The 22,364-nt window shown below is 66.8% G+C and carries 19 protein-coding genes; 9 read left to right on the forward strand and 10 right to left on the reverse strand.

Going from position 1 to position 22,364, the window contains the following annotated elements:
- Positions 1-14 precede the first annotated feature (14 nt).
- From FFS62_RS13025 to FFS62_RS13035, 3 genes are all read left to right on the forward strand, one after another.
- Positions 15-917 carry a LysR substrate-binding domain-containing protein gene (locus FFS62_RS13025; protein ID WP_137973229.1) on the forward strand — a complete coding sequence of 301 codons (903 nt, stop codon included), beginning with the start codon at positions 15-17 and terminating at the stop codon, positions 915-917.
- A 52-nt stretch (positions 918-969) separates the two neighbouring features.
- A complete protein-coding gene (locus FFS62_RS13030) occupies positions 970-1,629 on the forward strand; it encodes a glutathione S-transferase family protein (protein WP_137973230.1) in 660 nt (219 codons plus the stop codon).
- A gap of 90 nt (positions 1,630-1,719) precedes the next feature.
- Complete coding sequence (locus FFS62_RS13035; RefSeq protein ID WP_171016325.1) at positions 1,720-2,169, forward strand: nuclear transport factor 2 family protein; 450 nt, start codon at positions 1,720-1,722, stop codon at positions 2,167-2,169.
- 2 nt (positions 2,170-2,171) lie between these two features.
- Here the strand turns inward: FFS62_RS13035 and FFS62_RS13040 are convergent, their stop codons facing one another.
- From FFS62_RS13040 to FFS62_RS13065, 6 genes are all read right to left on the reverse strand, one after another.
- On the reverse strand, positions 2,172-3,674 hold the full coding sequence (locus tag FFS62_RS13040) for an efflux transporter outer membrane subunit (RefSeq protein WP_137973232.1): 1,503 nt from the start codon (positions 3,672-3,674) through the stop codon (positions 2,172-2,174).
- Positions 3,671-6,778, reverse strand: a complete 3,108-nt coding sequence (locus FFS62_RS13045) for an efflux RND transporter permease subunit (RefSeq protein ID WP_137973233.1) — start codon at positions 6,776-6,778, stop codon at positions 3,671-3,673. The genes FFS62_RS13040 and FFS62_RS13045 overlap by 4 nt, the downstream gene beginning before the upstream one ends.
- Positions 6,775-9,873, reverse strand: a complete 3,099-nt coding sequence (locus FFS62_RS13050) for an MdtB/MuxB family multidrug efflux RND transporter permease subunit (RefSeq protein ID WP_137973234.1) — start codon at positions 9,871-9,873, stop codon at positions 6,775-6,777. The genes FFS62_RS13045 and FFS62_RS13050 overlap by 4 nt, the downstream gene beginning before the upstream one ends.
- Positions 9,870-11,072, reverse strand: coding sequence for an MdtA/MuxA family multidrug efflux RND transporter periplasmic adaptor subunit (locus FFS62_RS13055; RefSeq protein WP_137973235.1), 1,203 nt, complete (start codon positions 11,070-11,072; stop codon positions 9,870-9,872). Before FFS62_RS13055 ends, FFS62_RS13050 begins: the two co-directional genes overlap by 4 nt.
- A gap of 161 nt (positions 11,073-11,233) precedes the next feature.
- Positions 11,234-11,734: a thiol peroxidase gene (gene tpx, locus FFS62_RS13060; RefSeq protein WP_137973236.1), complete on the reverse strand. Its 501-nt coding sequence runs from the start codon at positions 11,732-11,734 to the stop codon at positions 11,234-11,236.
- 36 nt (positions 11,735-11,770) lie between these two features.
- On the reverse strand, positions 11,771-12,412 hold the full coding sequence (locus tag FFS62_RS13065) for a GNAT family N-acetyltransferase (RefSeq protein ID WP_137973237.1): 642 nt from the start codon (positions 12,410-12,412) through the stop codon (positions 11,771-11,773).
- A gap of 147 nt (positions 12,413-12,559) precedes the next feature.
- Between FFS62_RS13065 and xthA the strand changes: the two genes are divergently transcribed.
- The 4 genes from xthA (at position 12,560) to FFS62_RS13085 (ending at position 16,216) form a co-directional block, all read left to right on the forward strand.
- Positions 12,560-13,372, forward strand: a complete 813-nt coding sequence (gene xthA / locus FFS62_RS13070) for an exodeoxyribonuclease III (protein WP_137973238.1) — start codon at positions 12,560-12,562, stop codon at positions 13,370-13,372.
- Between the two features lie 144 nt (positions 13,373-13,516).
- On the forward strand, positions 13,517-14,881 hold the full coding sequence (locus FFS62_RS13075; protein WP_137973239.1) for a substrate-binding domain-containing protein: 1,365 nt from the start codon (positions 13,517-13,519) through the stop codon (positions 14,879-14,881).
- Positions 14,882-15,047: 166 nt separating this feature from the next.
- Positions 15,048-16,034 carry a TerC family protein gene (locus FFS62_RS13080; RefSeq protein ID WP_137973240.1) on the forward strand — a complete coding sequence of 329 codons (987 nt, stop codon included), beginning with the start codon at positions 15,048-15,050 and terminating at the stop codon, positions 16,032-16,034.
- Positions 16,034-16,216 (forward strand): hypothetical protein, encoded by a 183-nt coding sequence (locus FFS62_RS13085; RefSeq protein ID WP_137973241.1) that lies wholly within the window; start codon positions 16,034-16,036, stop codon positions 16,214-16,216. Before FFS62_RS13080 ends, FFS62_RS13085 begins: the two co-directional genes overlap by 1 nt.
- A 110-nt stretch (positions 16,217-16,326) precedes the next feature.
- On the opposite strand, the gene FFS62_RS13090 is transcribed toward FFS62_RS13085, so the two are convergent.
- Positions 16,327-17,556: an acyl-CoA dehydrogenase gene (locus FFS62_RS13090; protein WP_137973242.1), complete on the reverse strand. Its 1,230-nt coding sequence runs from the start codon at positions 17,554-17,556 to the stop codon at positions 16,327-16,329.
- A gap of 133 nt (positions 17,557-17,689) precedes the next feature.
- Here FFS62_RS13090 and FFS62_RS13095 point away from each other — a divergent pair, with 133 nt between their 5' ends.
- A complete protein-coding gene (locus tag FFS62_RS13095; protein WP_137973243.1) occupies positions 17,690-18,619 on the forward strand; it encodes a LysR family transcriptional regulator in 930 nt (309 codons plus the stop codon).
- A gap of 111 nt (positions 18,620-18,730) precedes the next feature.
- Here the strand turns inward: FFS62_RS13095 and FFS62_RS13100 are convergent, their stop codons facing one another.
- From FFS62_RS13100 to FFS62_RS13110, 3 genes are read right to left on the reverse strand one after another with little or no spacing between them, the layout of a single operon-like run.
- Positions 18,731-19,858: an acyl-CoA dehydrogenase family protein gene (locus FFS62_RS13100; RefSeq protein ID WP_137973244.1), complete on the reverse strand. Its 1,128-nt coding sequence runs from the start codon at positions 19,856-19,858 to the stop codon at positions 18,731-18,733.
- 13 nt (positions 19,859-19,871) lie between these two features.
- A complete protein-coding gene (locus tag FFS62_RS13105) occupies positions 19,872-21,059 on the reverse strand; it encodes an acetyl-CoA C-acyltransferase (protein ID WP_256662223.1) in 1,188 nt (395 codons plus the stop codon).
- Between the two features lie 10 nt (positions 21,060-21,069).
- On the reverse strand, positions 21,070-21,837 hold the full coding sequence (locus tag FFS62_RS13110; protein ID WP_137973246.1) for a 3-hydroxyacyl-CoA dehydrogenase: 768 nt from the start codon (positions 21,835-21,837) through the stop codon (positions 21,070-21,072).
- Between the two features lie 118 nt (positions 21,838-21,955).
- On the opposite strand from FFS62_RS13110, the gene FFS62_RS13115 reads away from it, so the two are divergent.
- Positions 21,956-22,354, forward strand: coding sequence for a MerR family DNA-binding transcriptional regulator (locus FFS62_RS13115; RefSeq protein WP_043307280.1), 399 nt, complete (start codon positions 21,956-21,958; stop codon positions 22,352-22,354).
- Positions 22,355-22,364 lie beyond the last annotated feature (10 nt).

Genomic DNA, 22,364 nt, shown 5'->3' on the forward strand with positions numbered 1-22,364 from the left:
TCGACGAGCCGCCCATGTTCGCCCGCCTGCCCCTCACCGCCCTGCGCACTTTCGAATCCGCCGCACGCCTGGCCAGCTTCCGCGCCGCGGCGCTGGAGCTGAATGTCACGCCCACCGCCGTGTCGCACCAGATCCGCGGGCTGGAACAGTGGCTCGGCAGCCTGTTGTTCGAGCGCCTGGGCCGCGGCGTGCGCCTGACTGAGGCCGGCGAGCGCCTGCGCCGCAGCCTGCATGGCGCCCTGCTGGAGATCGACCGCAGCCTGGAGGCGCTGCGCCCGCAGGCCGGCGAGCACAGCCTGAGCCTGAGCACCATGCCGGCCTTCGCCGCGCTCTGGCTGATCCCCCGCCTCGGCCGCTTCTATCGCCGCCACCCGGGCATCCGCGTACGCATCGAGACCAGCAACGAGTTGGTCGACCTGCAGCGCGACGCCAGCATCGATCTGGCCATCCGCTGTGGCCTGGGCGAATACCCGCAGCTGTTCCAGCAGCCACTGATGGAGGAGCGTTTCGCCGCCTATGCCGCGCCGCAGCTGCTGGAGCGCCTGCCGGCGCAGCGGCCGGAGCTGATCGGCGTGGGCTGGGAGGCGCCGCTGTCCGGCCTGCCGGCCTGGGAAACCTGGGCCGCCGAGGCCAACGCCCCCTGGATCGTCGAGGCCATGCGCCGCGACTATCCGGACGAGCACTACGCCCTGCAGGCCGCCATCGCCGGCCAGGGCCTGGTGCTGGCCAGCTCGGTGCTGGTCTCCGACAGCCTGGCCAGCGGCCTGCTGCAGCCCTATCGTGCCGACATCAGCCTGCCCGGCGCGCGCTACCTGGCGCTGTGCGTACCGGGCCGCGAGCGCCAGCCGGCGATCAAGGCGCTGCTCAACTGGCTGGCGGAAGAAACGGCGCAGGAAAACCAGCGGCCTGTCGATTGAGGCGCTCGCCGTTCGACCAGGAGCAAACCACCTCGACGGAAGACCCCACTACATGGCCCTGGAACTCTACGCCCACCCCTTCTCCTCCTACTGCCAGAAGGTACTGATCGCCCTCTACGAGAACGCCACGCCCTTCGAGTACCGCCTGCTGGCACCGGAACAGCCGCAGCACATGCAGCGGCTGGCCGAGCTGTGGCCCATGCGCCGCTTCCCGCTAATGGTCGACGACGGGCGGATAGTGGTGGAGTCGAGCATCATCATCGAGCACCTGCAGCTGAACCATCCCGGGCCGGTGCGGCTGCTTCCGGACGATCCTGACGAAGCCTTGGAAGTGCGATTCATGGATCGGGTGTTCGACAACTACGTCTCCACGCCGCAGCAGAAGTGCGTGTTCGATGCCCTGCGCGCGCCGGAGGAGCGTGACGCCTACGGCGTGAGCGAGGCACGGCGCATGCTGGACACCGCCTACGCCTGGCTGGAGCGGCGCCTGCAGGGGCGCACCTGGGCCGCCGGCGAGGCCTTCAGCCTGGCCGACTGCGCGGCGGCGCCCTTCCTGTTCTATGCCGACTGGACCCAGCCGATTGGCGAGGCCTTCCCGACCGTGCGCGCCTATCGCCAGCGCCTGCTGCAGCGGCCGTCCTTCGCCCGCGCGGTGGACGAGGCGCGGCCGTATCGAGCGTTCTTCCCGCTCGGCGCACCGGAGCGGGACTGAATCCACACCTCGCACGACGGCGGGGTTCCTTTTGCCGGCGCGATGCCGCTAGCATCGGCCATCCGTATCCGTGCTTTACAAGGAAGGTCGATGAAAAAGCTCGCGCTGTCCCTGCTCTGCCTGTTTGCCCCGCTGGTCCACGCCGATCCGGCGCTGACCGAAAACAGCATCCGCAACCTGTACGCCCAGATAGCGGCCGACGCTTCGAAGCGCGATATCGACGCCACCCTGGCGCACATGAGCGACGACGTGCGCATCCACATCACCGCCGCCAAGGGCAGCATCGAGCTAGACGCGGACAAGTACCGCCAGCTGCTCAAGCAGGGCTGGTCCGGCCTGGACAGCTACCGCATGGAAGTGGACGTCGAGTCGATTGAGATCGCTGAAGACGGCCAGAGCGCCACGGTCAAGGACACCACCAAGGAAACCCTGAGCATGCAGGGCCACGAGATGAGCACCGGCATGCAGGAAACCGCCAGCCTGCGCCTAATCGACGGCGAGCCGAAGATCGTGCGTATCGAGGCGACCATCCAGCCGTAAGGCTATTCCTCTACCGGCAGCCCCTGCCAGCCGCCACCCAGGGCCGCGATCAGCTGCACGCTGGCGGTCAGGCGGCTGCCCTGCAGGGTCAGGCGGGTGCGTTCGTTGGATAGCGCGGTGGTCTGCACGCTGACCACATCGGTGAACTCCACAGTACCGGCACGGTACTGGTTGAGTATCAGCCGCAGCGACTCGCGGGCCGCGTCCAGCGCCTCCTGCTGCACCACCGCCTCGCGCTCCAGCACGGCCAGCTGCACCAGGTAATCCTCCACTTCGCGGAAGCTGCCCAGCACCGTCTGCCGGTAGTCGGCCACGGTCTGGTCGTAGCTGGCCTCGGCCTGCTCGACGCGGGAGCGGATCAGGCCGCCATCGAACAGGTTGAGGGCGAAGGCCGGGCCGATGGACCAGAAGCGGTTGGGCGAGCTGATCCAGTTGTCCAGGCCGCCGCTGCGGTAGCCGCCGCTGGCGCTCAGGCTCAGCTCCGGATAGTAGGCGGCCTCGGCCACGCCGATCTCGGCGTTGGCGGCCATTACCCGGCGCTCGGCGGCCGCCACGTCCGGGCGACGCTCCAGCAGGGTCGACGGCAGGCTGACCGGCACGCTGGGCAGCGCCGGTACGTCATCGCGCACCGCCAGCTCGAACTCGGACGGCGCCACGCCCACCAGCACGGCAATCGCGTGTTCCAGTTGAGCGCGCTGGTATTCCAGGTCCACCGCCTCGGCCTCGGTGCCCTTGAGCTGGGTCAGCGCCTGGGTCACGTCGGACTTCGGCACGATGCCGGCCTTGTACTGGTTCTCGGCGATGCGGAAGGCCTGCTTGTAGGCGGCGACGGTTTCGTTCAGCAGACGCTGCTGCTGGTCCAGCACCCGCAGTTGCAGGTAGTTCTGCACCAGTTCGGACTGCTGGCTGAGACGCACGGCGGCCAGGTCGGCCTCGCTGGCGTCGAGCCCGGCATTCTCCGACTCCAGCTGGCGGCGCAGCTTGCCCCACAGGTCCAGCTCCCAGCTCACGCCGAGGCTGGCTTCGTAGCTCTTGGATACCTGCGACTGACCGCCGCCGCTGACGCTGATGCCACCGGTGGTGCCGATGGTGCTGTCGCCGCCGCCCTGGCCGGCGCGGGTCACGCCGGTGTTGAGGCCGACGGTCGGGAAGAAGCCGGCCCGCGCGCCCCGCACCAGGGCCTGGGCCTGGCGGTACTGGGCCTCGGCGCTGGCCAGGTTCTGGTTATTGGCATTGAGCCGCTCGATCAGGCCATCCAGTTCGGCATCACCGTACAGCTTCCACCAGTCGCCACGCAGCTCGGTATCGGCCGGTGCGGCGGACTTCCAGCCGGCGGCCTGCTTGAATTCGGCCGAGGGCGCGCTATCCGGGCGCAGATAATCCGGTCCGACGGCGCAGCCGGCCAGCAGCACAGCCAGCGCCAGGGCCGTAGGGCGGGTGAAACCCGCGTGACGAGACGGAGAAGTGAGCGCGGGTTTCACCCGCCCTACGCGAAGGCTGTTCATAAGGGAGTTTCCAGGGCGGCGTCAGTGCGCACGCCACGCCAGCGGTTGACCCGATGGCGCAGACGGTCGAGGTACAGGTAGACCACCGGGGTGGTGTAGAGGGTGAGCAACTGGCTGAGGATCAGCCCGCCGACGATAGCCAGGCCCAGCGGCTGGCGCATCTCGGCGCCTTCGGCCTGGCCCAGCAGCAGCGGCAGCGCGCCGAGCATGGCGGCCAGGGTGGTCATCATGATCGGGCGGAAGCGCAGCAGGCAGGCTCGACGGATCGACTCCTGCGGGCTGAGGTGTTCGTTGCGCTCCAGCTCCAGGGCCAGGTCGATCATCAGGATGGCGTTCTTCTTCACCACGCCGATCAGCAGGAACAGGCCGAGCAGCGAGACCATGCTGAACTCGCCGCCGGTGAGCAGGATCGCCGCCAGCGCGCCGACGCCGGCCGAGGGCAGCGTGGAGAGGATGGTCAGCGGGTGGATGTAGCTCTCGTAAAGGATGCCGAGGACGATGTACACCACCAGCAGGGCGATCAGCAGCATCACCGGCTGGCCCTGGGCCTCCTTCTCGAACTGCCCGCCGGTGCCGCCGAGCACGCCCTGCACCTCGGTGGGCAGATTGAGCTCGGCCACCGCCTTGCGGATCGCCGCGTTGGCCTGGTCCTGACTGACGTCCGGCGCCAGGCTGTAGCCGATGCTCTCGGCGGCGAACTGGCCCTGGTGGTTGACCCGGTCCTCCTCCAGGCTGCGCTCCCAGCGGGCGAAGCCGGACAGCGGCACGCGCTGGCCATCGGCGGCGATCACCTGGATCTGGTCGAGCGCCTCCGGGTACTGGGCGTACTTGGGATCGATCTCCATCACCACGCTGTACTGGTTAAGCGTCTCGTAGATGGTGGAGATCTGCCGCTGGCTGAAGGCGTTGTTCAGCACGCTGGTGATCATCGCCATGTCCACGCCCAGGCGCTGGGCCGTGGCGCGGTCCACCACCAGGTTGATCTGCTGGGCGCCTTCGCCCTCGTTGGCGTCGATATCGGTCAGCTCGGGCAAGGCCGCCAACGCATCGCGCACCTTGGGCATCCACTGATTGAGCAGTTCGAGTTCGCTGGCCAGCAATACGTACTCGTTTTCCGAGCTGCGCCCCTGGCGGCCGCCGAACTGTAGGTCCTGGTCGGACATCAGCATCAGCCGCGCGCCGGGCACCTTGGGCAGCTCGTCGCGCAGGCGGTCCATCACCTCGCGAGCCGAAATATCACGCTCGGCGATGGGCTTCAGGCGCACCACCAGGAAGGCGTTGTTGATGCCGCTCTCGCCGCCGATGAAACCGGCCACGCTGTGGATCGCCGGGTCCTTGAGCAGGCCGTCGCGGAAGGCGTCCATCTTCGGTTGCATGACCTGGAACGACAGGCCGTCGTCGCCGCGCACGAAGCCGATCAGCTGGCCGGTGTCCTGCTCGGGCATGAGGTTCTTCGGCACCGTGGCGAACAGGTAGAAGTTACCGAAGATGGTCAGCAGCAGGATGAACAGGGTCAGCCGCGAATGCGCCAGGGCCCACTCCAGGCTGCGCCCGTAGAGCGCCAGCACGCGCTCCTGCACCCGCGCACCTACCTGCTGCAGGCGGCTCGGCTCGTGCTCCTCTTCCTCGGCCTTGAGCCAGCGGGCGCAGAGCATCGGCGTGAGGGTCAGCGACACGGCCAGGGAGATGAGGATGGCCGCCGTCAGGGTCACGGCGAACTCGCCGAACAGGCTGCCGACGATGCCGCCCATGAACAGGATGGAGAGGAACACCGCCACCAGCGACAGGTTCATCGACAGCAGGGTGAAACCCACCTCTTCCGCGCCCTTGAACGCCGCGGCCATGGGCTTCTCGCCGGCCTCGATATGTCGCGAGATGTTCTCCAGCACGACGATGGCGTCGTCCACCACCAGACCGGTGCAGATGATCAGCGCCATCAGCGACAGGTTGTTCAGCGAGAAGTCCAGCAGGTACATCACCGCGAAAGTGCCGACCAGCGACACCGGCACCGCCAGCGCCGGGATCAGCGAGGCGCGCCAGCGGCCGAGGAACAGGAACACCACCATGATCACCAGGCCCACGGCGATCAGCAGTGTGCGCTCGGCTTCGTGCAGGCTGGCGCGGATCACCGGCGAGCGGTCCATCGCCACTTCCAGCTTGGCGCTGGCCGGCATCACCGCCTCCAGCGCCGGCAGTTCGGCGCGGATGTCCTCGATGGTCTGGATGATGTTGGCCCCCGGCTGGCGGTTGACCACCAGCAGCACGGCCTTCTCCTCGTTATAGAAGCCGGCGCTGTAGCGGTTCTCCACCGAGTCGCCGACCTTGGCCACATCGCTCAGGCGTACCGGCGCATGGTTCTGGTAGCGGATGATCAGGTCCTGGTAATCGGCGGCCTTGTGCAGCTGGTCGTTGGCCTGGATCTGCCAGTGACGATCGGCGTCGGTCAGATCGCCCTTGGGCCGGTCGCGGTTGGCCTGGGCGATGGCCGTGCGCACCTCGTCCAGCGCCACGCCGTACTGGTCGAGCAGGCGCGGCTCCAGCTGCACACGCACGGCCGGCAGCGAGCTGCCGCCGATCTGGATCTCGCCCACGCCCTGGACCTGCGCCAGCTTCTGCGCGATCACCGTGGAGGCCATGTCGTACAGCTGGCTCTTGTCCAGCTGCGGCGAGGTCAGCGACAGCACCATGATCGGCGCCTGCGACGGGTTGAACTTCTTGTAGGTCGGCATGCTGCGCATGCCGCTGGGCAGCAGATTGCGCGCGGCGTTGATGGCCGCCTGTACCTCGCGGGCGGCGGCGTCCACGTTGCGGCCGATCTTGAACAGAATGACGATCTGCGTGTTGCCCTGACTACTGCGGCTGGTCATCTCGCTGATGCCGGCGATGCTGCCCAGTGCACGCTCCAGCGGCGTGGCCACACTGGAGGCCATGGTCTGCGGGCTGGCGCCGGGCAGGCTGGCCTTGACCACGATGGCCGGGAAATCCATGTTCGGCAGCGGCGCCACCGATAGCAGGCGGAAGCTCACCAGCCCGGCAAGGATGATCGCCAGGCTCAGCAGCAGGGTTGCCACCGGCCGGCGGATAAAGGGCGCGGAGAGATTCATGGCGCCAGCGCCACTCCCGAGGCGCTACGGCCCAGCAGGCGCCTTGAGAGGCGATCGAAGGCCAGGTAGATCACCGGAGTGGTGAACAAGGTCAGCACCTGGCTCAGCAGCAGACCGCCGACCATCACCAGGCCCAGCGGCTGGCGCAGCTCGGCGCCGGAGCCCGAGGCCAGCATCAGCGGGATGGCGCCGAACAGCGCGGCCAGGGTGGTCATCAGGATCGGCCGGAAACGCAGCAGCGCGGCCTGGTAGATGGCCTCCTGCGGCGCCATGCCCTGGTGCCGCTCGGCCTCCAGGGCGAAGTCGATCATCATGATCGCGTTCTTCTTGACGATGCCGATCAGCAAAATGATGCCGATGATGGCGATCAGGCCCAGGTCGTTGCCGGTCAGCAGCAGCGCCAGCAGCGCGCCGACACCGGCCGACGGCAGCGTCGAGAGGATGGTGATCGGGTGGATGTAGCTCTCGTAGAGCACGCCGAGCACGATGTACATGGTGACGATGGCCGCCAGGATCAGCAGCAGCGTGCTCGACAGCGAGGCGCGGAAGGCCTCGGAGGCGCCCTGGAACTGGCTCTGGATGCCGGCAGGCATGCCGATCTGCTGCTCGACCCGTTCGATCACCTCGACCGCCTGACCCAGCGACACGCCCGGCGCCAGGTTGAACGAGACGGTGACCGCGGGGAACTGGCCGATATGGTTGACCAGCAGGCTGGCCGAGCGCTCCTCGATCCGCGCCAGCGAGGCCAGCGGCACCTGACCGCCACTGGCGGTGGCCACGTGAATGCCCTGCAGGGCCTGCGGCCCCAGCGTGCCGGCGCCCTCGCTCTCCAGCACCACGCGGTACTGGCTGGCCTGGGTGAAGATGGTGGAAATCTGTCGCTGGCCGAAGGCGTCGTACAGCGCGTCGTCGATATCGCCGACGCTCACGCCCAGGCGCGAGGCGGCGTCGCGGTCGATGCTGAGGAACACCTGCAGGCCCTGGTTCTGCAGGTCGCTGGCGATGTCGCGCAACTCCGGTTGCTCGCTCAGGGCGGCGATCAGTTTCGGCGTCCATTCATCCAGCAGCTTGCCGTCGGGAGACTCCAGGCTGAACTGGAACTGGGTGCGGCTGACCCGGTCCTCGATAGTCAGGTCCTGCACCGGCTGCAGGTACAGGGCGATGCCCGGCACCTTGGCCAGCTCAGGGCGTAGGCGCTCGATCACTTCGCTGGCGGTGACGTCGCGCTCGCGGTGCGGCTTGAGGTTGATCAGCAGGCGGCCGCTGTTCAGGGTCGGGTTGTCGCCGTCCACGCCGATGTAGGACGACAGGCTGGAGACGTCCGGATCCTGCAGGATCACCGCGGCCAGGCGCTGCTGGCGCTCGCTCATGGCCTTGAAGGAGATCGACTGCGGCGCCTCGGAGATGCCCTGGATCACCCCGGTGTCCTGCACCGGGAAGAAGCCCTTGGGCACGGCCAGGTACAGCACCACGGTCAGCGCCAGGGTGCCGATGGCCACCAGCAGGGTCAGGCCCTGGTGACGCAGGGTCCAGGTCAGGCCCACGGCGTAGCGCGCGATCAGACCGTCGATAAAGGCGCCGGCGCGTTTGTAGAAGCGCCCCTGCTCCTCTTCCTTCTCGGCCTTGAGCAGGCGCGCGCACATCATCGGCGTCAAGGTCAGCGACACCACCAGGGAGATCAGGATGGCCACCGCCAGGGTGATGGCGAACTCGCGGAACAGGCGCCCTACCACGTCGGCCATGAACAGCAGCGGGATGAGCACGGCGATCAGCGAGAAGGTCAGCGAGATCAGGGTGAAGCCGATCTGCCTGGCACCCTTGAGGGCGGCGTTGAACGGTGTCTCGCCCTCCTCCAGGTGGCGGGCGATGTTCTCCAGCATGACGATGGCATCGTCCACCACGAAGCCGGTGGCGATGGTCAGCGCCATCAGCGTCAGATTGTTGATCGAGAAGCCGGCCAGGTACATGACGCCGAAGGTGCCGATCAGCGACAGCGGCACCGCGATGGACGGGATGATGGTGGCGGACACCTTGCGCAGGAACAGGAAGGTCACCAGCACCACCAGGCCGATGGCCAGGACCAGCTCGAACTGCACGTCCTTGACCGCCGCACGGATGGTCTGGGTGCGGTCGGTGAGCACCTGAACTTCCAGGCTGGCCGGCAGCGATGCGGTGATCTGCGGCAGCAGGCGCTGGATGCGGTCGACCACCTCGATGACGTTGGCGCCCGGCTGGCGCTGGATGGTCAGCAGCACCGTCTCGTTGCGATCGGCCCAGGCGGCCAGGCGCTCGTTCTCGGCACCGTCCACCACGCTGGCGACGTCACGCAGGCGCAAGGCTGCGCCGTTCTCGTACTTGAGGATCAGGTCCTGGTACTCGTCGGCGGACTTGAGCTGGTCATTGGCGTCCAGCTGGGAGACGCGGGTCGGGCCGTCGAAGTTGCCCTTGGGCTGGTTGACGTTCTGCGCGGCGATCAGCTCGCGCACGTCGGCCAGGTTGAGGCCATGGCTGGCCAGGGCCTCGGGATCGACCTTGATGCGCACCGCCGGGCGTTGGCCGCCAGCCAGGCTGACCAGGCCGACGCCACTGATCTGCGCGATCTTCTGCGCCATGCGCGTATCGATCAGGTCGTGCACCTGGGTCAGCGGCAAGGTGTTGGAGCGAATCGCCAGGGTCAGTACCGGGGTATCCGCCGGGTTGACCTTGTTGTACACCGGCGGCGCCGGCAGATCGTCAGGTAGCAGGTTGGTGGCGGCGTTGATGGCCGCCTGCACTTCCTGCTCGGCCACGTCCAGATTCACATCCAGGGTGAAACGCAGGGTGATCACCGAGGCGCCGCCCGAACTGGTCGAGGACATCTGCTTGAGGCCCGGCATCTGGCCGAACTGGCGCTCCAGCGGCGCGGTCACCGCGCTGGTCATCACCTGCGGGCTGGCGCCTGGGTAAAGGGTGAGCACGCGGATGGTCGGGTAGTCGACTTCCGGCAGCGCGGAAACCGGCAGCAGGCGGTAGGCGATCAGACCGGTAAGGAAGATCGCCACCATCAACAGCGTGGTGGCGACCGGCCGCAGGATGAACAGGCGCGAGGCGTTCATGCGCCCTGCTTCTGTGCGGCCTGGCCCTGCGGTTGGGCCAGGGCACCCGGCTCGTTGCCGATCACCTGCACCTGGCTGCCTTCCTTGAGCTTGTCGGTGCCTTCCAGCACCAGGCGCTCGCCGACCTTGACGCCCGAATCGATCAGGCTGGTGGCGCCATCGCTGGCGCCGACCTTGATGTCGCGCAGCTGCACCTTGTCATCGGCGCCGAGGACGAAGACGAAGGTGCCACGGGCGCCGAACTGCACGGCAGCGGACGGAATCAGCGTGGCCTGCTGGCGGGTCTCGACGCGCAGGCGCACGTTGACGAACTGGTTGGGGAACAGCCCCTCGCCGGCATTGGCGAAGCGCGCCTTGAGCTTGACGGTGCCGGTGGCCACGTCGATCTGGTTGTCCAGGCTGTGCAGCTCGCCTTCGGCCAGCAGTTGCTGCTCGCCACGATCCCAGGCCTGCACCAGCAGCTTCTGGTTGGCGCGCACCTTGGCCAGCACCGGCGGCAGGTCCTTCTCCGGCAGGGTGAAGTTGACGGCGATCGGCTCGACCTGGGTGATCACCACCAGCGGCGTGGTGTCGCTGCTGCGCACCAGGTTGCCGAGGTCCACCTGGCGCAGGCCGAGGCGGCCGGAAATCGGTGCGCGAATCCGGGTAAAGTCGAGGTTGAGGCGCGCGTCGGCAACTGCGGCGTGGTTGCTCTTCACCGTGCCCTTGTACTGGCCGACCAGCGCCTGCTGGGTGTCCAGGGTCTGCTTGGCGATGCTGTCCTCGGCGTACAGACCCTGGTAGCGCGCCAGGTCGATCTCGGCGTTCTTCAGCTGCGCCTGGTTCTGCGCCAGGGTGCCCTCGGCCTGCTGCAGCGCCACCTGATACGGGCGCGGGTCGATCTGCGCCAGCAGGTCGCCGGCCTTGACCAGCTTGCCCTCCTCGAAGAACACCTTGACCAGCTCACCATCCACCCGCGAGCGCACGTTGACGGTGTTCAGCGCGGTGACGGTGCCCAGGGCCTTGAGTTCGATATGGAAGTCGCCGCTGCCGACCTCGGTCAGGCGCACCGGCACCGGGCCTTCCCAGGGACTGTTACCCTCCTTCTTCTGTTCCGGCTTGCCGGGCAGCAGCCACCACACCAGCACGGCGCCGAGCAGTACGACCAGGGCGATCAGCCAGGGGCGAGAGAGTCTGGGGAAACGACGGGATTCGGGCATTTGCGAGATCACTATCCTGGGGAGGGTGAACGATAAGTACTCCCAGCAGCCAGGCAAAGGGTCTTTACCGCCTTTTTACCCTTCTTAGACGTAACAAGAAGTTGGAAATTTAGAAACGACAACGGCCTGCAGATGGCAGGCCGTTGTGTGATACGCGCAAATTACTTCAGTGCGGCGATGGCGGCGGCGTAGTTCGGCTCATCGGCGATCTCGCCGACCAGCTCGCTGTGCAGCACCTTGTCATGCTCATCCAGCACCACCACGGCGCGGGCGGAGACGCCGGCCAGCGGGCCGTTGGCGATGGCCACTCCGTAGTCCTTGAGGAACTCGGCGCCACGCATGGTGGACAGGTTGATCACGTTCTCCAGGCCTTCGGCACCGCAGAAACGCGCCTGGGCGAACGGCAGGTCGGCGGAGATGCACAGCACCACGGTGTTGGCCAGTTTGCTGGCCTCGGCGTTGAACTTGCGTACCGAGGTGGCGCAGGTCGGGGTGTCCACGCTCGGGAAGATGTTCAGTACCTTGCGCTTGCCGGCCAGGCTGGCGAGGCTGACATCGGACAGGTCCTTGGCCACCAGCTTGAATGCCGGGGCCTGCTGACCGGCTTGCGGCAGCTGGCCGTCGACCTGAATCGGGGTGCCCTTGAGGGTTACTTGAGCCATTGCGAGTCCTTCTCTATTGATGGCGGAAAGCCCGCGTCAGGCGCTTGCCTGCTGCGCGGGCTGCGGATTGGGGTGGAAGAATACATGCTCGCGGATCGGTCCGACCGCCACTTCGCCAATTTCTTCGTAACCCTGACGTTTGTAGAACTCCAGGTAGTGGGGGTTGCCGGTGTCCAGCACCACGCCCTGGGAGCCGGCATCCTCGGCGCACCATTCATGCAGCGCGGCGAGCAACTGCTCGCCGAGCTTCTGCCCCTGGAACTGCGGGTGCACGCCGAGCAGCGGCAGAACGTGATACGGCCCCGGCGGCAGGCAGGCGAGCACGGCATCGTGGTATTCCAGATAGCGCTTGGTGCAGCGGAAGCCGGTGGTCATCAGCATACGCAGGCGCCAGCCCCAGCTCTCGGTGATGCCCAGCCGGCGAATCGGCGGCGCGATCAACGCAATGCCCACCAGGCGTTCCTCGATGAGCAGGCCGATGGCGGGTAGATCCTCGGCGAAGTGCTGCTGCACCAGCTCGCGCACCGTGGCGCGCACGCGCTGGTCGAAGCCCGGGCGCTCGCTCTCGAACAGGTAGGCGAAGGTCGGGTCGTGGCGGTAGGCGTGATACAGCAGCGAGCGGGCCTCGCGGCTGTAGCCATGATCGAGCAGGCGGACTTCGGCGGTACGGTGCGGCATCAGGCTGACCTCTTGTTGGGAGTTTCTTGTTGTTATGCATCCGACGGGTCGCCAGCCAAGGTAGCACCGCCGCCCTACCCTCGCCAGACGCTGGCCGCCGCGCGGGAGCTGGGCTAGCATCGCGGTTTTCCCTGTCGGTAGCCCTCCATGAAGATCGTTTCCTTCAATATCAACGGCCTGCGCGCCCGCCCGCACCAGTTGCAGGCGCTGATCGAGAAACACCAGCCGGACGTGATCGGCCTGCAGGAAACCAAGGTCTCCGACGACCAGTTCCCCGAAGCGGAAATCCGCCAGCTCGGCTACCACGTGCACTACCACGGCCAGAAGGGCCACTACGGCGTCGCCCTACTCTCGCGTCAGGCACCGCTGGAGCTGCACAAGGGCTTCCCCAACGATGGCGAGGAATCCCAGCGCCGCTTTATTTACGGCACCTTCGCCGACCAGCACGGCAACCCGGTCACGGTGATGAACGGCTACTTCCCCCAGGGCGAGAGCCGCGACCATCCGGTGAAATTCCCTGCTAAGCAGCGCTTCTATGCCGACCTGCAGCAACTGCTGGTGGAGCGCTTCGACCCGGCCCAGGCGCTGGTGGTAATGGGCGACATCAATATCTCGCCGGAGGACATCGACATCGGCATCGGCGAGCCCAATCGCCTGCGCTGGCTGAAGACCGGCAAGTGCAGCTTCCTGCCGGAAGAGCGCGAGTGGCTGGCCACCCTCAAGGGCTGGGGCCTGACGGACAGCTTCCGTCACCTCAACCCGGCGGTGAATGACCGCTTCAGCTGGTTCGACTACCGCAGCCGCGGCTTCGAGGACGAACCCAAGCGCGGCCTGCGCATCGACGTGATCCTGGCCACCGCGGCCTTGCAGGCGCGCTTCAAGGACGGCGGCATCGACTACGACCTGCGCGGCATGGAAAAGCCCTCGGACCACGCGCCGATCTGGCTGGAGCTGAGCTGATCCGCAGCGCCCGAATCAGGCCACCAGCAAGGTGGCCTTTTTTATGCCCAGCCCGCATGCCAGAGCGGCGCACTGTAACCTGACTGCAACTTAACCGACTTATTCTGCGCGCACTTTCCCAGCCCCCTAGAAGGTGTCTGCTACATGTCGCGCGCCCTGCCAGTCAGTGATCGGCACAACCTCGGCCATGTTTACGCATGGCTGTTCCTCGGCTTCATCTGCTACGCCCTGCCCTGGTCGGTGTTCGCTGCCGACAGCACCACCCTGATGCGTATCCAGGGCTCCAACACCATCGGCGCCAAGCTCGGCCCGGCACTGGTCGGCGGCCTGTACGAGAGCCAGGGCTTTGCCAACGTGCGTATCGAAAAAGGCGCGGAGAACGAGCAGCGCGTCCTGGCCGAGGACAAGCTGGGCCGCACCCTGCAGGTGAACGTGGCGGCCCACGGCTCGGGTACCGGCTTCGTCGCCCTGCAGGACGGCAGCGCCGACCTGGCCGCCTCCTCGCGGCCGATCAAGGATGCCGAGGCCACGACCCTGCAGCCCCTTGGCGATATGCGCGGTGCCAGCGCCGAGCAGGTGATCGCCATCGACGGCCTGGCCATCATCGTCCATCCGGGTAACCCGGTAAGCGCGCTGACCACCGAACAGCTGGCCGCCGTGTTCGCCGGCGAGATCAAGGACTGGAGCGCACTGGGCGGCAATCCCGGTGCGATCCAGCTGTACGCCCGCGACGACAAGTCGGGCACCTTCGATACCTTCAAGGAGCTGGTCCTGGCCGCCCACGGCAAGAGCCTGGGTGGCGCGGCCAAGCGCTTCGAGTCCAGCGACCAGCTGTCCGACGGCGTCAGCCAGGATCCCGGCGGCATCGGTTTCATCGGCCTGCCCTACGTGCGCCAGAGCAAGCCCCTGGCGATAGCCGACGGTGAGTCGCAGCCGATGCTGCCGAGCACCACGCTGATCGCCACCGAGGACTACCCGCTGTCGCGTCGGCTGTTCCTGTACAACCCGCCCGGCACCACCAACGAGTGGGTGCAGTCGCTGGTGCAGTTCGCCCATAGCCCGGCCGGCCAGGCCATCGTGGCCAAGGCCGGCTTCATTCCGCAGACCGTGCAGGCGGTCAAGGTCGAAGCCTCTGCGCAGATGCCGGCGGACTACCGCAAGCTAGCCGAGGAGGCCCAGCGCCTGTCGGTCAACTTCCGCTTCCAGGAAGGCAGCGCCGAGCTGGACAACAAGGCCCAACGCGACATTGACCGGCTGCTGGACTACCTCAAGGCCAACGACAAGCTGCGCCAGAAGGTGGTGCTGGTCGGCTTCGGCGATGCCAAGAGCGACCCGCAGCGCGCCGCCCTGCTGTCCAAGCTGCGCGCCATGGCCGTGCGCCGTGACCTGTCCAAGGGCGGCGTGATCTTCCGTGAGATCACCGGCCTCGGCGAGCAGATGCCGGTGGCGGCCAACAGCGCTGACGACGGGCGCCTGAAGAACCGCCGCGTCGAAGTGTGGGTCTACTAGCCCGCAACCGCCTGTAACGTTCGGCGATTTGCCGGAGCACGTCACCCGCTCTAGCCTTGTTCCTGACGGCTGCATGCGCAGCCCTCAGTGACGCCGGGCCCCTCTGGCGGCGAACCCTCGCCGCGATGTCGGAGTCACTGTCTGACTGACAGCGACGGAGGGGCCGATGGGCCAGCTACTCGAATTCCTCAATACCCCCATGCTCGGCACCGCCACCTGGCTGTGGCTGAGCTTCCTCGGCATCGTCGTCGCCCTGCTGGTGCTGGACCTGGGCATCCTGCATCGCGACCAGCACGAGATCGAGATGCGCGAGAGCCTGCTGCTGTACAGCGGCTACTTCAGCGTCGGCGTGCTGTTCGGCCTGTGGGTCTGGTACGAGCTGGGCGCGCAGAGCGCCCTAGAGTTCTACACCGGCTTCCTGGTCGAGCAATCGCTGTCGATGGACAACGTGTTCGTCATGGCGATGATCTTCGGCTTCTTCGGCATTCCCCGGCGCTATCAGCACCGGGTGCTGTTCTGGGGCATCATCGGGGTGATCGTGCTGCGGGCGATCATGATCGGCCTGGGCACGGCGCTGGTGAAGGAGTTCGACTGGGTCCTCTATATCTTCGGCGCCTTCCTGCTGTTCACCGGGGTGAAGATGATGTTCAGCCGCGAGGAGCAGCACCCGGACCTGTCGCAGAACCCTATGCTGCGTTTCCTGCGCCGGCACATGCGGGTCACCGACGAGTTGCACGCCGGCCACTTCTTCATCCGCAAGCGCCCGGAAGGCGCCAGCCAGCATCTGCTGTACGCCACGCCGCTGTTCCTCGCCCTGGTGTTGATCGAGCTAGCCGACCTGGTGTTCGCCGTGGACAGCGTGCCGGCGGTATTCGCCATCACCCAGGACCCGTTCATCGTCTACACCTCGAACATCTTCGCCATCCTCGGCCTGCGCTCGCTGTACTTCGCCCTGGCGGCGCTGATGCACCGCTTCGTCTACCTCAAGTACGCCCTGGCGCTGGTGCTGATCTTCATCGGCGGCAAGATCTTCCTGCACGGTTTCATCGGCAAGATTCCCGCCCTGCTCTCGCTCGGCGTAACCTTTGGCTTGTTGGCCGGCGGTGTGCTGTTGTCGCTGCTGAAGACCCGCAACCAGGAGACCGGGCCCTGATGCCTGATGTGCGTATCGAGCTGCGTGAAAGCAAAGGCCGCACCCTGTGGCTGGTGTGCCTGGGGCGCAGGACCCTGACCTTCCATGAGGAACTGGCGGCGCGTACCTTCGCCGCCCAGCTGCACCAGCGCTTCAGCTGGTTGCGCCAGCAGCTGCGCGATGAGGGTGACGAAGAGCATTAGGTGGGCTGCCGCTGCGCGGCGAGGCCACCCTACCAAGCGCAACGAGATACATCTTTCAGAAACGACAAGGCCCGCTTTACGCGGGCCTTGTGCATTGCAGCGGCTATGAATCAGCGGCTGGCTTTCATCGCCTCACGCGGCACGTACTTGCCGATCTCGAACTTGCCGATGGCGGCGCGGTGCACCTCGTCCGGGCCGTCGGCCAGGCGCAGGGTGCGCTGCATGGCGTAGAAGTACGCCAGCGGCGTGTCGTTGGAGACACCGGCGCCGCCGTGGATCTGGATGGCGCGGTCGATCACGTTGAGGGCGACGTTGGGCGCCACCACCTTGATCTGCGCGATCTCGCTCTGCGCCACCTTGTTGCCCACGGTGTCCATCATGTACGCGGCGTTGAGGGTCAGCAGGCGGGCCTGGTTGATCTCGATGCGCGAGTTGGCGATATGGTCGATGTTGCCACCCAGGCGGGCCAGCGGCTTGCCGAAGGCGGTGCGGCTGACGGCGCGCTTGCACATCAGTTCCAGGGCGCGCTCGGCCATGCCGATGGAACGCATGCAGTGGTGGATACGGCCTGGACCGAGGCGACCCTGGGCGATCTCGAAACCACGGCCCTCACCCAGCAGCACGTTCTCGTACGGCACGCGCACGTTCTCGAACAGCACTTCGGCGTGGCCATGCGGAGCGTCGTCATAACCGAACACCGGCAGCGGGCGGAGGATCTTCACGCCGGGGGTGTCGCTCGGCACCAGGATCATCGAGTGCTGCTGGTGGCGCGGCGCGTCCGGGTTGGTCAGGCCCATGAAGATCATGATCTTGCAGCGCGGATCGCAGGCACCCGAGGTCCACCACTTGCGGCCGTTGATCACCCACTCGTCACCGTCGCGCACGGCATTGGCCTGCATGTTGGTGGCGTCGGACGAGGCCACGCCCGGCTCGGTCATGGCGAAGGCCGAGCGGATCTCGCCGGACAGCAGCGGCTCCAGCCACTGTTTCTTCTGCGCCTCGGTGGCGTAGCGCACCAGGGTCTCCATGTTGCCGGTGTCCGGCGCCGAGCAGTTGAACGGCTCGGAGCCCATCAGCGAACGGCCCATGATCTCGGCCAGCGGCGCGTATTCCATGTTGGTCAGACCGGCGCCGTACTCGGATTCCGGCAGGAACAGGTTCCACAGTCCCTCGGCTTTCGCCTTGGCCTTGAGCTCTTCCATGATCGCGGTCGGCTGCCAGCGGTCGCCTTCGTTGACCTGCTGCTCGAACACGGCTTCGTTCGGGTAGACGTGGGCTTCCATGAACGCGGTGACGCGCTCACGCAGTTCCTGGACCTTGGGGGAGTAGGCGAAATCCATGGGGACACCTTGTGGTTGGCTTCGATGTGGAAATGATGCTAGAACAGCACCCACGATTTATCTAAGCTATTTTCCTGCCTTATCAACATTCATAAGCAATATATGATGAGGCTCGATCCCGCGGAGAGAGACCATGAACTTGAACAAGGTAGACCTCAACCTCTTCATCGTCTTCGATGCCATCTATACCGAGGCCAACCTGACCCGTGCCGGACAGATCGTCGGCATCACCCAGCCCGCCGTGTCCAACGCCCTGGCCCGTCTGCGCGAGACCTTCAACGACCCGCTGTTCGTGCGTACCGCCCAGGGCATGGTGCCCACACCGATGGCGCAGAACATCATCGGCCCGGTGCGCAACGCCCTGCAGCTGCTGCGCGTATCGGTGCAGGAGAGCCGCACCTTCGACGCCAAGCAGGCGAACAAGACCTACCGCATCAGCATGACCGACCTGTCCGAGCAGATCCTCCTGCCGGCGCTGTTCCAGCGCCTGCGCCGGCTGGCTCCCGCGGTGCAGATCGAGAGCTTCCAGTCCAAGCGCCGCGAGACCACCAAGGAACTGGCCGCCGGCCGCCTGGACTTCGCCGTGGACGCGGTACTCAACACCGACCCGCAGGTGCGCCACGTCAAGCTGATGGAAGACCGCTACGTCTGCGCCCTGCGCCCCGGCCATGCGTTGGCCAAGGACAAGATCAGCCTGGACGAATACCTGTCGCTGACCCATATCCAGATTTCCAGCCGCCGCAGCGGCCTCGGCTACATCGACCTGTCGCTGGGCAAGATGGGCCTGCAGCGCAAGGTGGCCCTGCGCTCGCAGCATTACCTGATGGCCTCCACCGTGCTGCATAACACCGACATGGCGATGACCGTGCCGGAACGCTTCGCCCGCCGCCACAACCTGCATTACGTGGAACTACCGGTCAGCGACGTGCCGGCCCTGGAAACTCACCTGTACTGGCACGAGAGCACCGACCAGGACCCCGCCAACCGCTGGATGCGCGAGCAGCTGATCGAGCTGGCGCAGCAGATCGGCGTGCAGGAGAAAAAGGCTGCCGAGCAGGCCTGAAAAACGAAGGGGCCGAACGGCCCCTTCTTCACGAATAAACGGCGCCTTCGAGGGAACCGGCCAGCTGGCCGGAGGTGGAACGAGTCCACCCAGCGCAAGGGGGAGTAGTCGTTACAGGCTGCGCGCGATCACCATCCGCTGCACATCGCTGGTGCCCTCATAGATCTGGCACACGCGCACGTCGCGGTAGATGCGCTCCACCGGGAAGTCCTTGAGATAGCCGTAGCCGCCCAGGGTCTGGATCGCCGCCGAGCAGACCTTCTCCGCCATCTCCGAGGCAAACAGCTTGGCCATCGAGGCCTCGGTCAGGCACGGCTGGCCGGCTTCGCGCAGCGCCGCCGCGTGATGCACCATCTGCCGCGCCACGGCGATCTGGGTGGCCATGTCGGCCAGGCGGAAGGCCACGGCCTGGTGCTCGATGATCGGCTTGCCGAAGGTCTGCCGCTCATGGGCGTAGTCGCGGGCTGCCTCGAACGCGGCACGGGCCATGCCCACCGACTGCGCGGCGATGCCGATGCGCCCGCCTTCCAGGTTGCTAAGGGCGATGCGGTAACCCTCGCCCTCCTCACCCAGACGCAGCGACGCCGGAATGCGCACCTCATCGAGCTGGATCTGGCAGGTGTCGGAGGCATGCTGGCCGAGCTTGTCCTCCACCCGCACCACCGAGTAGCCGGGCGTGTCGGTCGGCACGATAAAGGCGCTGATGCCCTTCTTGCCGGCTTGCGGATCGGTCACGGCGAACACGATCACCATCCCGGCGTGGCTACCGGAGGTGATGAACTGCTTGGCGCCGCTGAGCACGTAATGGTCGCCATCGCGCCGCGCGCGGGTGCGCAGATCGCTGGCGTCCGAGCCGGCCTGTGGCTCGGTCAGGGCAAAGGCGCCGAGTATGGCGCCGCTGGCCAAGGGCTGGAGGAAGCGCTGCTTCTGCTCGTCGCTGCCGAACTTGAGGATCGGCATGCAGCCCACCGAGTTGTGCACACTCATGATGGTCGAGCAGGCGCCGTCGCCGGCGGCGATCTCCTCCAGGGCCATGGCGTAGGCCAGGTGGCCGGTGGCTGCACCACCCCACTCCTCCGGCACCAGCATGCCGAGGAAGCCGAGGTCGGCCATTTCCTTCAAGGCTTCTGCCGGGAAGCGGTGTTCGCGGTCCCAGTCGGCGGCAAAGGGTTTCAGCCGCTCCTGGGCGAACTGGCGGGCCATGTCGCGGATCAGGATGTCCTGTTCGCTGGGTAGCATCTTCATAGCCTCCTTAGCTGATCAGTTCGATGGCCAACGCGGTGGCTTCACCGCCGCCGATACACACGGCCGCCAGGCCGCGCTTGAGGCCGTATTGGCGCAGGGCGGACAGCAGGGTCACCAGGATGCGCGCGCCGGAGGCGCCGATCGGGTGGCCCAGGGCGCAGGCGCCGCCATGCACGTTGAGCTTGTCGTGGGGGATGCCGAGGTCGCGCATGGCCACCATGGGCACCACGGCGAAGGCCTCGTTGATCTCGAACAGATCGACCTCGCCTAGCGACCAGCCGGTGCTGGCCAGCAGGCGCTGGATGGCGCCAACCGGCGCGGTGGTGAACAGGTTCGGCGCCTGGGCCGCCGAGGCGTGGCCGGCGATGCGTGCCAGCGGCGTCAGGCCGCGGCGCTCGGCCTCGGACTGGCGCATCAGCAGCAGCGCGGCGGCACCATCGGAGATCGAGCTGGCGTTGGCCGCCGTCACCGTGCCGCCCTCGCGAAAGGCCGGCTTGAGGGTCGGGATCTTGTCCGGGCGCGCCTTGGGCGGCTGTTCGTCCTGGCTGATGGTCACCAGCTCGCGGCCGGCCTTGGCCTGCACCGGCACTATCTCATCGGCGAAGCGGCCCTCGGCGATGGCGCGCTGGGCACGGGTCAGCGAGGCGATGGCGTACTCGTCCTGCTGCTCGCGGCTGAAGCCGTAGCTCTGCGCGCAGTCCTCGGCGAAGGTGCCCATTAGCCGGCCCTTGTCGTAGGCGTCTTCCAGGCCGTCGAGGAACATGTGGTCGAGCACCTTGCCGTGGCCCATGCGGTAGCCGCCGCGGGCGCGCTCCAGCAGGTAGGGCGCGCCCGACATGCTCTCCATGCCGCCGGCCAGCACCACCCGGGCGCCGCCGGCCAGCAGCAGGTCGTGGCCGAACATGGCGGCCTTCATGCCGGAGCCGCACATCTTGTTCACCGTGGAGCAGACCACCGACTGCGGCAGCCCGGCGCCGAGCACCGCCTGGCGCGCCGGGGCCTGGCCCTGGCCGGCCTGCAGTACGCAGCCCATGATCGCCTCGTCCACCGCATCGCCGGCCAGGCTGGCACGCTCGAGCGTGGCGCGGATGGCGGCGGCGCCCAGCTGGGCGGCCGTCAGATCCTTGAAGTCGCCGAGGAAGCCGCCCATGGGCGTGCGCGCGGCGCCGACTATCACCACCGGATCGTTGTGCATGCTCATGCCCTCACTTGGCCGCCATGCGCAGCGCGCCATCCAGGCGGATGACCTCGCCGTTGAGCATGGCGTTCTCGACGATATGGCGGACCAGCGCGGCATATTCGGCCGGGCGCCCCAGGCGCGGCGGGAACGGCACGTTGGCGGCCAGGGAGTCCTGCACCTCCTGGGGCATGCCGGCCATCATCGGCGTCTCGAAGATGCCCGGGGCGATGCACATTACGCGAATGCCCGAGCGCGCCAGATCACGCGCCGTCGGCAGGGTCATGGCGGCCACGCCGCCCTTGGACGCGGAGTACGCGGCCTGGCCCATCTGCCCGTCGAAGGCGGCCACCGAGGCGGTGTTGATGATCACGCCACGCTCGCCGTCGGCGTTCGGCTGGTTCTGCGCCATGGCCTCGGCGGCCAGGCGCAGCATGTTGAAGCTACCGATCAGGTTGATCTCGATAGTGCGGCGGAAGCTGTCCAGGCCGTGAGCGCCGTTGCGCCCGATGACCTTCTCGGCCGGCGCCACGCCCGCGCAGTTGACCAGCCCGTGCACCGCGCCGAAGGCCTGCAGCGCATCGGCCACGGCGGCGCGGCCCTCGGCCTCGCTGCTGATATCGGTACGCAGAAAGCGCGCCCGCTCGCCCAATTCGGCAGCCGCCTTGGCGCCGGCCTCGGCATTGATGTCCAGCAGCAGCACCCTGGCGCCCTGACCGACCAGCTCACGCGCAGTAGCCAGGCCAAGGCCCGAGCCGCCGCCGGTGATCAGGAACACGGAATCTTCGATACGCACAAGCCAACTCCTCACCCAGCATGAATGTCGATCGGACGCACCGGCGATGCCGGAGCCCGAGATTGACAGTCAGACTGGCACAGGTTTACGTTAACGTAAAGGTAAACGAGAGCAGGCCATGTCCATCACCTATTCCATCTCCGATCTGGCCCGCGAGCTGGACGTCACCACCCGCGCCATTCGCTTCTACGAGGAGCAAGGCATGTTGGTGCCCGAGCGCCGCGGCCAGGAGCGCATCTACCGGCCCAAGGATCTGGTGACCCTCAAGCTGATCCTGCGCGGCAAGCGCATCGGCTTCTCCCTCGCCGAGTGCAAGGAGCTGATCGACCTCTACGACCCCAGCAGCGGCAACCGCAAGCAGCTGGAAACCTTCATGGCTAAGATCGCCGCCCGCCGCGCCCAGCTGGAGCAGCAGCTGCTGGACATCGAGCAGATGCAGCTGGAACTCGATACGGCCGAAGAGCGCTGCCTAGCAGCCCTGGCAGAAACTGTTTCAGATCAAAGCGTTACTTCCTGAACTTAATCCA

This window comes from Pseudomonas sp. F(2018), assembly GCF_005508865.1.
In the GTDB taxonomy this organism is placed as follows: domain Bacteria; phylum Pseudomonadota; class Gammaproteobacteria; order Pseudomonadales; family Pseudomonadaceae; genus Aquipseudomonas.

Bases quoted from the DNA above. Each gene is read 5' to 3' on its own strand.
- FFS62_RS13105 (WP_256662223.1), bottom strand. From the start codon at position 21,059: ATGCACAACGATCCGGTGGTGATAGTCGGCGCCGCGCGCACGCCCATG.
- FFS62_RS13035 (WP_171016325.1), top strand. From the start codon at position 1,720: ATGAAAAAGCTCGCGCTGTCCCTGCTCTGCCTGTTTGCCCCGCTGGTC.
- tpx (WP_137973236.1), bottom strand. From the start codon at position 11,734: ATGGCTCAAGTAACCCTCAAGGGCACCCCGATTCAGGTCGACGGCCAG.
- FFS62_RS13025 (WP_137973229.1), top strand. From the start codon at position 15: ATGTTCGCCCGCCTGCCCCTCACCGCCCTGCGCACTTTCGAATCCGCC.
- xthA (WP_137973238.1), top strand. From the start codon at position 12,560: ATGAAGATCGTTTCCTTCAATATCAACGGCCTGCGCGCCCGCCCGCAC.
- FFS62_RS13095 (WP_137973243.1), top strand. From the start codon at position 17,690: ATGAACTTGAACAAGGTAGACCTCAACCTCTTCATCGTCTTCGATGCC.
- FFS62_RS13090 (WP_137973242.1), bottom strand. From the start codon at position 17,556: ATGGATTTCGCCTACTCCCCCAAGGTCCAGGAACTGCGTGAGCGCGTC.
- FFS62_RS13085 (WP_137973241.1), top strand. From the start codon at position 16,034: ATGCCTGATGTGCGTATCGAGCTGCGTGAAAGCAAAGGCCGCACCCTG.
- FFS62_RS13045 (WP_137973233.1), bottom strand. From the start codon at position 6,778: ATGAATCTCTCCGCGCCCTTTATCCGCCGGCCGGTGGCAACCCTGCTG.
- FFS62_RS13100 (WP_137973244.1), bottom strand. From the start codon at position 19,858: ATGCTACCCAGCGAACAGGACATCCTGATCCGCGACATGGCCCGCCAG.
- FFS62_RS13080 (WP_137973240.1), top strand. From the start codon at position 15,048: ATGGGCCAGCTACTCGAATTCCTCAATACCCCCATGCTCGGCACCGCC.
- FFS62_RS13050 (WP_137973234.1), bottom strand. From the start codon at position 9,873: ATGAACGCCTCGCGCCTGTTCATCCTGCGGCCGGTCGCCACCACGCTG.
- FFS62_RS13040 (WP_137973232.1), bottom strand. From the start codon at position 3,674: ATGAACAGCCTTCGCGTAGGGCGGGTGAAACCCGCGCTCACTTCTCCG.
- FFS62_RS13065 (WP_137973237.1), bottom strand. From the start codon at position 12,412: ATGCCGCACCGTACCGCCGAAGTCCGCCTGCTCGATCATGGCTACAGC.
- FFS62_RS13115 (WP_043307280.1), top strand. From the start codon at position 21,956: ATGTCCATCACCTATTCCATCTCCGATCTGGCCCGCGAGCTGGACGTC.
- FFS62_RS13030 (WP_137973230.1), top strand. From the start codon at position 970: ATGGCCCTGGAACTCTACGCCCACCCCTTCTCCTCCTACTGCCAGAAG.
- FFS62_RS13075 (WP_137973239.1), top strand. From the start codon at position 13,517: ATGTCGCGCGCCCTGCCAGTCAGTGATCGGCACAACCTCGGCCATGTT.
- FFS62_RS13055 (WP_137973235.1), bottom strand. From the start codon at position 11,072: ATGCCCGAATCCCGTCGTTTCCCCAGACTCTCTCGCCCCTGGCTGATC.